Source organism: Tenuibacillus multivorans, from assembly GCF_900103915.1.
Lineage (GTDB): Bacteria > Bacillota > Bacilli > Bacillales > Alkalibacillaceae > Tenuibacillus > Tenuibacillus multivorans.
In genome coordinates this window covers 375,662-389,430 of the sequence record NZ_FNIG01000002.1, presented here as the reverse complement: position 1 = coordinate 389,430, position 13,769 = coordinate 375,662, and the positions used below count along the sequence as shown (strand labels likewise).

At 33.1% G+C, this 13,769-nt stretch carries 19 protein-coding genes; 13 read left to right on the top strand and 6 right to left on the bottom strand.

Features of this window, described 5'->3' with window-relative positions; genetic code table 11:
• Positions 1-6: 6 nt before the first annotated feature.
• On the bottom strand, positions 7-891 hold the full coding sequence (locus BLP77_RS04660; RefSeq protein ID WP_093855942.1) for a helix-turn-helix domain-containing protein: 885 nt from the start codon (positions 889-891) through the stop codon (positions 7-9).
• Positions 892-1,046: 155 nt separating this feature from the next.
• On the opposite strand from BLP77_RS04660, the gene BLP77_RS04655 reads away from it, so the two are divergent.
• Both BLP77_RS04655 and BLP77_RS04650 read left to right on the top strand, forming a co-directional pair.
• Complete coding sequence (locus BLP77_RS04655; protein WP_093855941.1) at positions 1,047-1,439, top strand: VOC family protein; 393 nt, start codon at positions 1,047-1,049, stop codon at positions 1,437-1,439.
• A gap of 45 nt (positions 1,440-1,484) precedes the next feature.
• The gene (locus BLP77_RS04650; protein ID WP_093855940.1) at positions 1,485-2,714 is read left to right on the top strand and encodes an MFS transporter; all 1,230 of its coding nucleotides are present in this window, start codon (positions 1,485-1,487) and stop codon (positions 2,712-2,714) included.
• 65 nt (positions 2,715-2,779) lie between these two features.
• Here the strand turns inward: BLP77_RS04650 and BLP77_RS04645 are convergent, their stop codons facing one another.
• Together BLP77_RS04645 and BLP77_RS04640 are read right to left on the bottom strand one after the other, a co-directional pair.
• Positions 2,780-2,893 (bottom strand): YjcZ family sporulation protein, encoded by a 114-nt coding sequence (locus BLP77_RS04645; protein ID WP_093855939.1) that lies wholly within the window; start codon positions 2,891-2,893, stop codon positions 2,780-2,782.
• A 167-nt stretch (positions 2,894-3,060) separates the two neighbouring features.
• Positions 3,061-3,279, bottom strand: coding sequence for a hypothetical protein (locus BLP77_RS04640; protein WP_093855938.1), 219 nt, complete (start codon positions 3,277-3,279; stop codon positions 3,061-3,063).
• Between the two features lie 192 nt (positions 3,280-3,471).
• Here BLP77_RS04640 and BLP77_RS04635 point away from each other — a divergent pair, with 192 nt between their 5' ends.
• Positions 3,472-4,572, top strand: coding sequence for an NAD(P)/FAD-dependent oxidoreductase (locus BLP77_RS04635; RefSeq protein WP_093855937.1), 1,101 nt, complete (start codon positions 3,472-3,474; stop codon positions 4,570-4,572).
• A gap of 178 nt (positions 4,573-4,750) precedes the next feature.
• Here BLP77_RS04635 and BLP77_RS16110 read toward each other — a convergent pair whose 3' ends face one another.
• On the bottom strand, positions 4,751-4,873 hold the full coding sequence (locus BLP77_RS16110) for a hypothetical protein (protein ID WP_261753377.1): 123 nt from the start codon (positions 4,871-4,873) through the stop codon (positions 4,751-4,753).
• A 176-nt stretch (positions 4,874-5,049) separates the two neighbouring features.
• On the opposite strand from BLP77_RS16110, the gene BLP77_RS04630 reads away from it, so the two are divergent.
• The 8 genes from BLP77_RS04630 to BLP77_RS04595 all read left to right on the top strand — a co-directional run bounded on the left by BLP77_RS04630 (position 5,050) and on the right by BLP77_RS04595 (position 11,126).
• Positions 5,050-5,919, top strand: coding sequence for a helix-turn-helix domain-containing protein (locus tag BLP77_RS04630; RefSeq protein ID WP_176752955.1), 870 nt, complete (start codon positions 5,050-5,052; stop codon positions 5,917-5,919).
• A gap of 34 nt (positions 5,920-5,953) precedes the next feature.
• The gene (locus tag BLP77_RS04625) at positions 5,954-6,712 is read left to right on the top strand and encodes a sulfite exporter TauE/SafE family protein (protein WP_371859609.1); all 759 of its coding nucleotides are present in this window, start codon (positions 5,954-5,956) and stop codon (positions 6,710-6,712) included.
• A 62-nt stretch (positions 6,713-6,774) separates the two neighbouring features.
• Positions 6,775-7,035: a hypothetical protein gene (locus BLP77_RS04620; protein WP_093855934.1), complete on the top strand. Its 261-nt coding sequence runs from the start codon at positions 6,775-6,777 to the stop codon at positions 7,033-7,035.
• A gap of 96 nt (positions 7,036-7,131) precedes the next feature.
• On the top strand, positions 7,132-8,019 hold the full coding sequence (locus BLP77_RS04615; protein ID WP_093855933.1) for an aminoglycoside 6-adenylyltransferase: 888 nt from the start codon (positions 7,132-7,134) through the stop codon (positions 8,017-8,019).
• A gap of 165 nt (positions 8,020-8,184) precedes the next feature.
• Positions 8,185-9,435: an MFS transporter gene (locus BLP77_RS04610; RefSeq protein ID WP_093855932.1), complete on the top strand. Its 1,251-nt coding sequence runs from the start codon at positions 8,185-8,187 to the stop codon at positions 9,433-9,435.
• A gap of 319 nt (positions 9,436-9,754) precedes the next feature.
• Positions 9,755-10,309 (top strand): CPBP family intramembrane glutamic endopeptidase, encoded by a 555-nt coding sequence (locus BLP77_RS16240; protein WP_425427827.1) that lies wholly within the window; start codon positions 9,755-9,757, stop codon positions 10,307-10,309.
• 95 nt (positions 10,310-10,404) lie between these two features.
• On the top strand, positions 10,405-10,803 hold the full coding sequence (locus tag BLP77_RS04600; RefSeq protein ID WP_093855930.1) for a hypothetical protein: 399 nt from the start codon (positions 10,405-10,407) through the stop codon (positions 10,801-10,803).
• A 59-nt stretch (positions 10,804-10,862) separates the two neighbouring features.
• On the top strand, positions 10,863-11,126 hold the full coding sequence (locus BLP77_RS04595; RefSeq protein WP_093855929.1) for a hypothetical protein: 264 nt from the start codon (positions 10,863-10,865) through the stop codon (positions 11,124-11,126).
• Between the two features lie 169 nt (positions 11,127-11,295).
• Here the strand turns inward: BLP77_RS04595 and BLP77_RS04590 are convergent, their stop codons facing one another.
• Both BLP77_RS04590 and BLP77_RS04585 read right to left on the bottom strand, forming a co-directional pair.
• A complete protein-coding gene (locus BLP77_RS04590) occupies positions 11,296-11,856 on the bottom strand; it encodes a hypothetical protein (RefSeq protein WP_093855928.1) in 561 nt (186 codons plus the stop codon).
• Between the two features lie 363 nt (positions 11,857-12,219).
• Positions 12,220-12,636 carry a DUF1284 domain-containing protein gene (locus BLP77_RS04585; RefSeq protein ID WP_093855927.1) on the bottom strand — a complete coding sequence of 139 codons (417 nt, stop codon included), beginning with the start codon at positions 12,634-12,636 and terminating at the stop codon, positions 12,220-12,222.
• A 237-nt stretch (positions 12,637-12,873) separates the two neighbouring features.
• On the opposite strand from BLP77_RS04585, the gene BLP77_RS04580 reads away from it, so the two are divergent.
• Positions 12,874-13,320, top strand: coding sequence for a LytTR family DNA-binding domain-containing protein (locus BLP77_RS04580; RefSeq protein WP_093855926.1), 447 nt, complete (start codon positions 12,874-12,876; stop codon positions 13,318-13,320).
• Between the two features lie 4 nt (positions 13,321-13,324).
• The gene (locus tag BLP77_RS04575; RefSeq protein WP_093855925.1) at positions 13,325-13,738 is read left to right on the top strand and encodes a DUF3021 domain-containing protein; all 414 of its coding nucleotides are present in this window, start codon (positions 13,325-13,327) and stop codon (positions 13,736-13,738) included.
• Positions 13,739-13,769 lie beyond the last annotated feature (31 nt).

Below are 13,769 nucleotides of genomic sequence, written 5' to 3'. Positions count from 1 at the left end.
ATGTATTTAATAATTAATCCTAAGCTCATCAAGATCCTGCAAGTCTTTTTTTGCTTTATCATACTTGTTTACTTTAGATTCAATATTATATAAATGGATTGATTGTGTTAGAAGTTCATATGCTAGTTCAAATTCACCAAGTCTTTGATAAATTTTTGCAAGCATATGTTTAGTATCGCCTAACTTAAAGCTTAATTGATTGATCTCTAAATGTTCTAACACCTGATAACATACTGTAATCGCTTCATTCATTTTCCATTGGTAGTAGTAGCAATATGCAAGATTATAGCCTACTAGTGGAGGGAGAGTCTTGTCTATTATGAAAGGTAAATCGTGTATAGCGTTAAAAGCTGACTTAAAATAAGAAATCGAAATATCAATGCTTTGTTCTTTAAGTTTAATGTAGCCGAGTGAATTACAAATACCAATATCTAATTCTGTGTAAATTTGACCACTATATATTGATTTCAGTATCTCTTTTGCTTTAACGGAGTTGCTTTCGACTTCATGTAAGTAAATGGCCTCATGCCACTTAATAAAACGTTTGTTGAATTGAATTTCTGGCTCGCTTTCTATATTATTTATTAATTTTTTAAACTCATCCAAAATAATGGATAATGCCTGGTAGTCATCTTGATAAGTCAATTCCCTACATAGCTTTTTATATTTTTCAATTTTCGCCAATTCAATATGATTTAGTTGGCTAACCATAAAATCCAAAGGTATTCTTAATTTATGACAAATCCCGGTTAATACATCTAAGCGTGGAATTTGTTCACCTTTTTCAATCCGATATAAAGTAGAGGCATCACATATCCCTTCGGCTAGTTGTTTTCGAGTCATTCCTATTAACTCTCGATAATACCTTATGTTTTCACTAACGTTATACACATTTACACCTCTATTTATCTAGATTTAACAAATTATTGCATAAATGCATATTTACTAATCGTTGTTTTCTGATAATAATGATTAGTAGGAAGAGTAAGAAAATATTTTGAATTATATTATACCATATTTGTAGGTAGAGGAAGGATGTTAAACATATGCAACTCTCAGTTATTTCAGTAGGTGTTCATAATATGGATCAAGCACTAGATTTTTATCATGAAAAATTAGGTATCGAGATTGTGTCAAATCAATATTATCCTGAAATTGTTGAGTTAAAGTCTCCGGTACCTATTATTCTTTTTAAAGTTGAGAAAAAGTCTGAAGTTGAATACGCAGAAGATGCATCTGTTGTGTTAGATTTTAATGTTAATAATGTAATGGATACGATCAATGATTTAAAAGACAAAAAAGTAGATTTAATATTTGAAGAACCACATCCTTTTCCAGCTGGTGTCATGACAGCTGCAAAAGACCCATCAGGTAATTTAATTGAATTTCTAGAATTTCGTGCTTTTAGTCATTCAAACGATGAAAAAAATGTTGGATAGGGAGTTCGCAAATAACGGACTCTCTTTAATTTTTAGGAAGTGATAATGATTGAACTCATAACAATTAAAAATATATTAGGACCGTTTAAATATAAATCATTTTCATTATTAACATTGGGTGGAACCTTATCAAGAATTGGTTCTTCTGCCGCACAAGCTACTTTAATTTGGTATATCATTTCTAATAATACGGCATCATTTTTGGGGTTATTTTTGGCGTTATATTGGTGTTCAAGGATTCTAGCTCAATTATTTACAGGTGTTTTTGTAGATAATTTTGATCGTTCAAAAGCCATGATCTTAGGAGATATTATAGGTGGAACTTTATTTATAGTCGTAGCTTTAATGGTATATATGGATATGGGTACCAATTATCTGCTAGGCGTGTATATATTAATTGGGATGTTTTCACAAATATATCCAGTAGCCTCACAAACTGTTATACCTGATATAGTACCGCAAAATGAATTATCTAAGGCAAATGCTGGCCTACAAACATCTTTAGATGGAGGTGGGATTGTTGGACCAGCCATTGGTACATTATTATTAGGGGCTGTTAGTGCTTGGTTTGTTTTTGGTTTAAATACATTATCCTTTATGTTATCAGCTATCGCAGTCTTTTTTGCAAGAATTAAATCTAAGCCTATTCAAGGTGGTCAGGGTAAAAAAGTTATTAATCAAATAAAGGAAGGATTGTCCAATGTTTGGAATATAAAATCCTTACACAATATAGCTTTAATTGGATTTTTTCTACATTTTGCAATTATACCAGTTGAAACTGTACTACTAAGTACCTTAATTGAAGGAGTTTATCATTTTCCTGCTTGGGTTTATGGCGTAACTGTAGGCATGATTAATGCTGGTTCTGTGATTTTTGGATTAATCCTTAGTTTTTATAACTTTAAATTGTCATCTAAAACAATGATGGCAATTACAATTATTTTAGAAGCTATAAGTTTTCTTTTATTAGGATTTTTAGGTTGGAAGATAATGATTTGGGCTATAGCTTTTATCCATGGTGGTGCTGGGACGTTGTTGTTTATTTATGTTCTTACGATTGTACAGGAATCCACTAAAACAGAAATCAGAGGAAAAGCGTTTAGTGCCATTTATTTAGCTGTTGAGATCGGTAGTGCGATAGGGTTATTGGTCTGTGGAATCTTAACATCATATGTATCTTTAACAACTATTTTAATTTTATTTTCTGTTCTAGCTCTATTAAATATTATTTTCATAATACGAATCCCGCAATACAATAAAAAGGCGGTCCAGTAAATCTATAAAAGAATTATTATAAGCCAGTGCTGAAATGACACACTGGCTTTTTACTATTTTATATATTAGTAGCCGCCGTAGCCACCGCCGAAGCGTCCACTTGCACCTACAATGATTAGTAGGATAAATAATACGACGATTAACGCAAAACCGCCACCATATCCGTAGCCTCCGCTCATTCATAACCCCTCCTTATTATTTGCTTAGTAATAATTTATGTTGCACAGTTAAGGCTGACAAGGCGAGAGTCATTGTTGCTAAATATTTGTATGATAAACTTAGGAATCACACACATCGAAATGCTCATTGATCACCCTATTATTAATAGGCTTAAGAAGTGTTAGGTCTAATAATAATACATTTGATTTTGGCTGTGCATTTTGTTATGAGAACCTTTCCCCATCATGTCAAGCTCCAAATGGCGTTCAAGTTCCATAACCGTATTGAAGTACAACTGGTAATAGTACATATGCCTTTGTGGGTCAACGTACTCATACCTTTTGGCCAAAATAAAATACAAGTTGGCCTCATTTAATAAATTCTTAACTCGTTCACTTAATTTCATGTCAATACCTCCAAATGTTTTCTCAATTTAGGTTATTCAACCAAATGTAATTAGATTGGGTATGTATCTTGATTATTGGATATTTGACTAACTTATTGAAGAAAGTTTGAATTAAAAATTAACTTCATATGGTTTTAAACGGTATAATAGAATGAGAGAATATTATGAATATAAGGGTAAGGAGTGATCGCAATGCCACATGTCGTTATTGGTGGAGGTATTTTAGGCGTTTCTGCTGCCTACAGCTTAATCAAAAATGGACAAGATGTTGTACTCATTGATGAAAACCATTCCGGAAAAGCAACATCTGCTGGCGCTGGAATCATTTGTCCATGGATTTCATCCGTTCAAGACCCCGATTGGTACGAATTAGCTAAACGAGGTGCACTTTATTATCCAGAATTAATCGATTCACTAGCGTATGACGGTGAACAAGAGACAGGCTATGGTAAGACGGGTGCCATTGCTGTGAGTAAAGATAAAAATGAATTAAATCGAATAGAAGAAGTGGCTCGGAAGAAAAAACAAGAAACAGAATTCGTCGGGGAAATAAAAAGATTGAATTCCGAGCAAGCGAAGGATCTCTTTCCACCTCTAAATAAAAACTTAAGTGCTGTTTATGTTTCAGGTGGGGCAAGGGTTGATGGCCGATTATTAACGAATGCCATGCGTTCGGCTTTTGAAAAGCTTGGAGGACAGGTCATGGAAGGAAAAGCAAGATTAATTGCTCAAAATGGCCAAATTGCTGCCGTTGAGACACAAGATGACAGAATTGAAGCGGAGAGCGTCATCGTCGCAGCAGGGGCGTGGTCCAATGAACTGCTCAGTCCACTCGGATTATCCCTGTCTTTAGATGTCCAAAGAGGACAGATTGTACACCTAAAGGTAGATGAAGATACGTCTAAATGGCCTGTTGTTTTACCACAAACTAGTCATTATATGGTTGCGTTTAACGATTCACGCATTGCCTTTGGTGCGACACGCGAGACGGGTAGCGGATTTGCCTATCGCATGACAGCTGGCGGCATACAAGAAGTATTAAATGAAGGACTTGATGTAGCTCCTGGATTACATGATGCAACCCTAGGTGAAGTTCGCATCGGTTTTCGTCCAATGAGTTCAGACAAAAAGCCATTACTCGGTAAAAGTAAGAAATACGAGAATTTAGTAATTGCGACTGGTTTAGGCGCTTCTGGTTTAACGATTGGACCGTATGCCGGTAAAGTTGCGGGACAATTAGCGGTGAATGAAAAAGTTGATATTGAATTGGAAGCGTATAATCCTTTTCGGTAATCATAAGGGAAGGAGCTCTTAATTGAGCTCCTTCCTATTTTCCAAACCAAGAAGGGTGTAAGGTGCAAGCTCTTGGATTAGGAAAGCTTAATGATCATCCATAAACCACGTGATATAAAGAGAGGGTAGTAGTATCAAAGCATATAAGCTAAGTATCTTGTTTTGTCATAAATTTCGTTTAGTGCTGATCCGGGAAGTCAAAAGTTTCAATTGGTCCTAATGTTAAGTTTAGGATTTCACTATCTGTACTTAAAAACAATAACAAACCTGCTAAAACAGTTAAGTATAGGAAATTTTTCATTACTTCCACCTCCCACAAATTATTAATTCTATTATTTCAGATAGGTTAAAAGTTTAAAATAGTAGGAAAATTCATTATAATTAATTTATACTAGATAATCTTCATTTTTCTTCATATTTCTATAAATTTCATAAAAATTATGTACTTTTGCATAAATATGGGGAGGTGTGGGTGTATTGTACGAGACTATAGGACAAAAAATTAAGTCGTTAAGAGAGAAGGTTGGGATTTCACAGGAGGCATTAGCTCATAATATTTGTGCTCAATCAGAAATTAGTAGAATCGAAAACGATAAAAATAAACCTTCCTTGTATCTACTTAACATGATTGCTGAGAAATTAGGTGTTAATGCGAATTACTTTCTCGAAAATGAATCGGGTGTAAGAAGTGATTACATAGTCGAGGTGCGTTCACAATTACAAAAGGCTAGGCGTCATAGAGATTATAAACTGATTCAAGAAATTGTACAATTAGAGGAAAAAAATCCATTATTTCATCATGGTGAAATTTACAGTTATCTGATGTGGCATAAAGGAATCGTACAATATCATCTACAAGGAGACAGTGAATTAGCCATCTCAACATTAATAAACTGTTTAACTCGTACTTCCTTAAATGAAAACCATATTCATATCCTTAATAGTTTAGGGATAATATGTCGTAACGAAGGAAGACTTAAAGATGCACAAGAACATTTGGAAAAAGCTTATTCATTGGTTCAAAGTTTTCCTTTAGACAATCAGAAAACGATCATGAAGGTTATATACAATTTATCTAAAGTCTACACAGATCTCGATTACTTTGATGAATCTTTGTCCCTGTGTAATAGGGGTCTAGAATATTGTAGAAATAATGAAATGTTATTTCTTTTAGCTGAGTTTCATTATCAGATTGGACGTAACTATCTAAAGAAGGAACAAGTCGAGCTGGGATTAAAATATTGGGAGAATGCATGTGCAGTATTAAGAATAGAAGGTAAAACTGAACTTTTAAGCATTATAGAACAAGAAATTGAGTTATATCGAAATGAAAACCAAGTTGTTTAATGAACAATTTATGTTAAAATACACATAAATTAACATTAAAGCAAAACTCAACGGAGGACTATTTTGGCAAATAGCATTAATCTTTATATGTATTATATTAGTAGCATCTGTCTTGCAAACAAGTACAGGTTTCGGCTTTTCAATCATGGCAACACCATTTTTGTTAATGTTATTCCTGCCACAAGAAGCCATACAAATAAACATTATTTTATCTTTAGTTATCTCAATATCACTCATTTTGAAGATTAAGAAGGACATTGATTATAACCATCTAAAAAGATTTACTTTAGGAAGTATAGCTGGTGTGCCTTTTGGTATTCTAATCTTTATTTCTCTAAACATTGATACGTTTAAATTAGGGGTCGGCACTGTCCTTCTAATATTAACTTTATTATTGATTTTTAATTTCAGAATTAAAACATCACCATCTCGGGATTTAATGGTTGGTGGATTATCAGGCCTTTTAACAACAAGTATTGGTGTCCCAGGGCCTCCATTATTGCTTTACTTTGCCGGAACTGAAACTGAGAAGGTAAAGATCAGAGCGACCACTTTAGCTTTTTATCTATTCATTTACTTCGTCAGTCTTTTAACGCAAATAATCGTTACTGGTACTAATAAAATCATATGGGAATCAAGTCTTTACGCCATACCAATCGTATTTCTAGGTTTGTTTATAGGCCAAAAAGTGTTCAGGTGGTTTAACCAAAAGATTTTTCTAATCATAATATATATCCTTTTGGGCTGTACAAGTATTTTTCTTCTTTTTGATAACTTGGTTGGATATATGTGAGGTATGATTGAACTTCTGATTCGGATATAAAACATAAAATTAAAATAATTGGGGGAATAATAATGAAAAAATATTTTCTTTTTGCCATTAGTTTTATACTTCTATTTTCATTATTTCAAGTTTTATCCGGAATGTTTCTTACATATTCGTATACACCAGATATAGAAGAGGCATGGAATTATAGTGCTAATCTATCTCAAGAAGTTGTTATTAAAGGTAGTTACGCGCCCTTTTTATTGACACTATTATTTGCCTTTCTTTCTGCTACAATTGCTTATTTTATATCGAAAAAAATTATGAGTACCAAAAACAGTATCAAGTAAGGTTTGAAAAAATGCTATGATCGACATTAATAGTCGATCTTTTTCTATGATTATCAAATTCAGAATATTATTAATAAAGTGGAGGATTATAATTGTATGGCTGTTTTAACGTATGAAAAGATAGTTAAAAGGTTTGTGACATACGCGGAAGAAGATGAAAATATACGGGCAGCAGTAATTGTGGGCTCAAGAGCAAGAAAAGACAAGCCTGCTGATCAGTGGTCTGATCTAGATCTAGTTATTTTTACAAAAAATCCTGAATTATTAATTTTTAATGAAAAATGGATTTATGAAATCGGGAAGCCCTATATTTCATTCCTTGAAAACTCAGCAGTTGGTGGAGGGACTGAACGAAGGGTATTATTTGAAGAGGGATTAGATGTTGACTTTAACGTTTTCTCTACCTCAATAATATTAGAAATGGAAAAACAACGTGAAGCAATTGGTGTCTTTTCTAAAGGCGTTAAGGTATTAATTGATAAAGACAACCTTTTAGATTCAATACTTAAGGCAGCTAAAAATGAGACTAATACAGCTACGGCATTATCAAATACAAAAGAAATTAATAATGTTATTCACGACTTTTGGTACCACGCCGTTTTAGCCTCGAAAAAACTTCGTAGAGGTGAAATCCTAGACGGTAAGTCGATATGTGATTCTTATATGAAGGATCTACTAATGTTGTTCATTAAAACACAGACAAAACTAAGAAATGGAATTGAGTTTGATACTTGGCATGGCTTTCGCTTTTTTGAAGAATGGGCAGACTCTAATGTAGTAGACTCATTTAAGAGAATATATTCACACTATGAAGAAGAAGATATTTGGCATGCACTTCAACATACGATGAGTTTATTCAGAGAAATCGCCATAGATGTATGTCAGTCATTGAATATTGAATACCCTCATGAAGCGAATATATATGCCGATCAATTAGTTGAAAGGCATTATAAAGAAAGCGAAATCATAAAAAATGAAGGGTGATTTTTTTACAGCCAGGTTTATGATGAATAGTTATTTGATTATTGATCGACGTGATTAGTCGGTCTTTTATTTTGTTCGAGATTTCAAAAAATTAAAACAAATTGTTATACTCAATAATGGTTTCTTATATTAATAGAACCTCTTGAGCAATGGGGGACAGATAAAATGAAATTATTAGTACATAACTTGAATTTTTTTAATATGTGGTTCTCAAATTTTGTGGGAATTTTAAATGATAGATTTCGAGAACTTATCATTCCTTTAATCGTTTTAGGATTAACCCATTCACCCTTAATAACTGGATTGGTCGCATTATCCCAACAATTGGGAACTGTATTGTTTTCCATTCCTATTGGTACTTGGCTCGAGAACAAGGACAAAGTTAAAATATCTGGAATATGTCACTTTTTATATGCTGTCGGCCTATCCTTATTATCTTTTTTAGTGACAATCAATAGAATTAATGAGTTTTATATAGCTTTAACTTTATTTCTACTAGGAATTTTAGCTATTATTATTAGAACTTCATTCAACGTCCTAATCCCAAATGTATCAGGTAGAGAAAATTTGCTAGAAGCACATACAAGTGTTGAGGGTGCAGACGCAATATCGACTTTAATAGGACCGACTATAGCTGGAGTTGTTCTAGCTAAATTAGGGGCGAGTCTAACCCTGGGTGTGTGTTCTATATCTTCATTGGTTTCAATGATCTTCATATTAAGAGTCAAACATGATCGTGGAGATACTAATAGAATACAAAGCTCTAATAATATAAAAGAGAGAATGAATGAATTCATTAGTAAATCTAAAAGTGGTCTCAAGTATCTTGTACAAAATTCATCACAAATCATTTGCACGATAACCATTTGTTCTTTAGGTTTTTCAACTGTGTTTATCGTTTTAACCGTTATCCTACATACAGAAATTTCTTTAAACCTGTCAGAAACGTTTATCGGAATATTGTTGTCCTGTGCGGGAGTTGGAAATGTAATAGGTGTTTTGGTGATAAGCAAGTTTAAAAGAATGAATTGGTTAACGCTCCTAAGTACTCTAATGATCATATCGTCTCTTGGTGTATTTATCATTTTTTTAACAAATAATTTTATTCTGATGTGCCTGGGAATGATTCTTTTTGATGGGGCATTATCTATGGCATTTGTTGTTCAGGGAGCTGTCCATCAAGGGATTACGCCAGATGAATTTTTATCTCGGGTAAGAAGTGCTACCTATGTTATAAGTGGTTTATTTACTATGCTTGGGACATTTCTAGCGGGCTTTATTCCAGAATTTTTTACAACACATTTTTCGTTGGCTTTTGGAGTATGTATGCTCTTAATTTCTGCAATAGTCTTACTTAAATTTAAACGAATTGGAGAAAAATTTGATCAAATAAAGCCTATTTATGCACAAAAATGAATATAAAAAGTGGAACTTATATTTCGAATAATGAATTTTTTTGTCGTTGGTTTTAGAAAATTGCGAACTTAATTATGGAATATTATGTTAGTATTAAATTATTAAATCCTAAGCTTGTTGAACGAGATTAGTTGATAAAGGAAATGAAATGATTTGAAACTATACATAGAAAAAGGGGCAGGATTATGACAGAAATAATGAGGTGTTTTTAATTTTAAAAGGAAAAAAAGTAAATGTAAATTACATTTGGGCATATTTCATTATATTCTTCGTTTTATGGTCAATCAGAGAATTATGGCTCATCGAGTACTTAGATTTGATGGCCCCTTTATCAAAAGCAATAACATCGGCTTTTGTTAAAATAACTATCTGGGTTATTCCCGTCATTTTATTAGTTCAACTAATTGAAAAGAGAAATCCTGTATCTTATTTAGGGTTACGACATAATTTTAGTAAAGGGCTGAAATGGGCAGGATGGTTTTCATTAGCCTTAGTAACGTATTTAGTCGTTCTGTATTTAGTGATATTAAATAAACCTTTCAATATAAATACTGGGTTCAATGAATGGCTCAATACCATCATATTAGTTGGAATAATTGAAGAGATTGTTTTCAGGGGATTCTTACTAAGAAAATTTATGGAAAAGTTTAAATTTTGGAAGGCAAATACGATCACATCATTACTCTTTTTGTCAATTCATTTCCCGATTTGGTTTTACAAAGGATTATTCGAACTTCCTTATATTCTAAGTTCAATGATAACAGCTTTTGTTTTGGGAATTATATTTGGATTTATATATAAGAAAACTGACTCTCTTTGGTCAGTAATTGTAATCCATTCTTTATACAATTTATTAATATCAATCTTTAACTAAAGGGTACCCAATGATTATAACTGCCTTTTAATCTAGCGGCGGAAAAACACATAATAATCGAACCAAAATTCTTTGTTCAAAAGGAGGGATTATTAATGTTGGATAATCAATTAAAAAAGTTTACCAAAATGCACGATGGTTATATTTTGGATTGGGGAAAAGCAATGTCTTCGGGCGACACTTCTTCTTTAGAAAGAATGACTGAAGATTACTATGTTACCTTTTTCCAAGCCTCAAATGAAAAGCCTACTATTTTTGATAGACAAGAAGCGATAAGCGGCATGCAACAGTCTGTTGAGCAGTTACTAGGAGCTAAGAAAAAGTTCATTAATAGAGTTATTCGTTTAAAGGATCATGAGAATGCTGCAGTATTTTTTGAACAAGTTATTGAAAAAGATGACAAAGTATTGGCGAGATTATTTACAATTGAAAATTGGCAACTTATTAATGGCGAATGGATGTTAGTAAGGGAAGTGGAAGAGCAAATAAATTAGTGTTAACATGATTCCATTTCAGGAAATTTTGATTACATGCGAAGGTGGAGGGGATAAAAGTGAGTAAAGAAATAAAAGATAAATATCTGTATTTAGTCATAGGTTATACAGGTCTGTTGCTTATAGGATTAGCCGTATTACGGTCCATCTCAGTCATGCAAGATACATCTAGTTATGTTCTGACTATGTTTGGATATGCTTGTTGTGTTTCATATTTTAAGTTCGCAGATAATAAGATTGGTGCTACGAAAAAGGATAAACTAATATTTAGAGTTGGTTTTTTAGTCGCTTTATTAGTCATTGCGTTTTTAATATATGACTAATATTATGTATGCTTATCTAAGCATTTCACCGCAGTTCATATCACGGTACTGAGAAGGCAGTACATACGATGGCCCCGTAGCTTGTACATCATGTTCCTCCACAGGATCAATCCGGTATGTTTCATTATCATGTTGGAAGGGAGACAGTTAAAAGAGGAGAAATCAACTATCATACCAATTGGTCAGACTGGTCGTCATTTATGGACATATTAATATAATCCTTAAGTTTACCCCTATATACAAGCTGGAATTCAAGACAATTTTTCAAGTCATTGGGGGTAATGAGTGATAGCGGTTTTCTAAATGCTATAATATGACTGTCTTGTAACATAGAAGAAACAAACTGGGTACAAAAGTAAGCGTGCCTTCTTTTAATTGGTTTATTGAACAAAACCCCGAAAAGCCCCAAAAAATTATAACGATAAACTTGATTTTGTTTTTGAATGTGTCGGATATTCCAAATTAATTGTTGTTTTTGCTGTCTTGTCATGGAAAAGGTATAGATCTCACATTCGGCGTTATGAAATAATCCTGTATTCAAGTCCTCCTTAACAAAACCACCAATAAATGGATTGTTAGCCTTTTTCCTACCAAAACTATATACCTCAGTCAACTCTGATTCAAGAGCAATTGACGCATGATTGTATCTAGATTTTGTATAGAGTTGAATGAGTTTCGATAGAAAAGTCTCCGTTTCCGTTAACAAGATATATCCCCTTATATCTTCCATTATTAATCTCCTCATCGCATCTGTACTATTATCACTCTATCTAAAAAGTTATAAGAAAACATTAATTAATTCTTAAGATTTCCTTAAGAATGGTTTTTAAGGTCTAGACTGACCAATCTTAAATTAACTGAGCTTTTGATTTTCTATTGTCTGTTAATTTTTTCCGATATTTAATTATAAACCATAATAGCTCAAAATCAAGAAAATTTTGTTAGTTAAAATTAAAAAACACATTCACAATTAAAGTTATAGTTTTACCTGATGGGAATTCAATACTTTAGTGAGCGCTCTTTTAATTTCAAAGTTTAGATTAAGCTCTCAGTCATTGCGTTTATTTAATATAAAATCATACCCACAATAGACTTATTTGATTTCCCTTACCCCTTTACCTTCGAGAATCTCTTGAATTCCTTGTTCACAAACCCCATACGAACGCCAGGAACAAGTTTCACACAGACTTTGAATATCATTAGGGACGACATGCTTCTGGATATGAGTCTCTATGTCATTCCAACGCAAAACTTGTCCTACTCTAAGGCCCAATTTCTCTAAAATAGCAGCATCTCTTTCATAAATATCATCGTCTTGGCAGTGGTATTTACCAGAATCAGGATACTTATCACACAACTGATCTGGTCCATTTACAACTTGAATTTTAGTCATGGGATTGTCTCTTAGGGTCTGATGGATACGTGTCATATTTTCCACGTATTCCTGGGAATATCCCATTCCTCGATAGCCTAGAAGGCAAAACAGATGATGACCTCGAAGCTTGTACATAATATTCCTCCAATGTTATTTTAATGTTGACCAAAAATTATATAATGGTTAACATATATCATCCATTATAAGGGCAATAGGATTTTAATGTAATAGCCTTTTTTATGTGTTTCACTGTGAATATTGCATTTCATACTTGAAATCAGTCATTTAATACTAGGAATCATGCGGGTTATTCGCTAATTAATATTTTATAATCCAAAAACCGATATAGTATGTATTGAAAGGGGGAGGACGATGAAAGTCAATATCGATATTGATCAAAAATATGATGGAACATTTGTAACCATTCATGCCAAGGAATGGTCCCATGAGCTTGAAGAATTAGTCAAAAGCTTAAACAGCGATAACAATAAGAAAATTGTTGGGAGGGAGGAAGATAAGTCCATCCTGCTATCACCTAATGATATAGAATACGTTTATGCCCAAAACCGAAAAGTTCAAGCCGTTATCCATAATCGTACAATTGAACTGAATATGAAATTGTATGAAGTAGAAGAGATATTAAGTGGGCATGATTTCAATCGCTTTTCTAAATCAGTGATCGGAAACTTAAATCATATTAAATATTTTGAGCTAGCTTTTAATGGTAATTTGTGTGTCTTTTTTCAATCCGGAAGTAAGGAATATGTGTCGAGAAAGTATGTGAATGACATTAAGGAAAAGTTAATTATGGGAGGTTAAAGATATGTTTTTTGAAGCTATGAGAAGAAGTATCGTCGGTTTAGGCTTTGCTGCGATTGTAACATTTGTAGCCCTAACCATTATGATGGTAATTGAATTTGAAGCGACAGTGCCAGAAGTTTGGAAAAATATGCTGGGTAGCATGTTAATTGGTGTTTTCTTCGGGGTTGCCTCGCTTATTTTCGAAAATGAAAGCTGGAGTCCTTTAAAACATACGGTGATTCACTTTATACTTTCCATTGGTATATGGTTACCGTTAGCCCTATTTTTAGGCTGGGTTCCAATTGGTGTGTGGCCAATCTTGATTGCGATCGGCATGTTTATTGTGTTTTATAGTTTGTTTTGGCTAGGTGCTAGATTGTATTTTATAAAGCAAGAAAAGGAAATGAATGAGAAGATCAGTCAACATAAAGCCTAATTTAAAAACTCCCATTCGCCTAACACCGAAT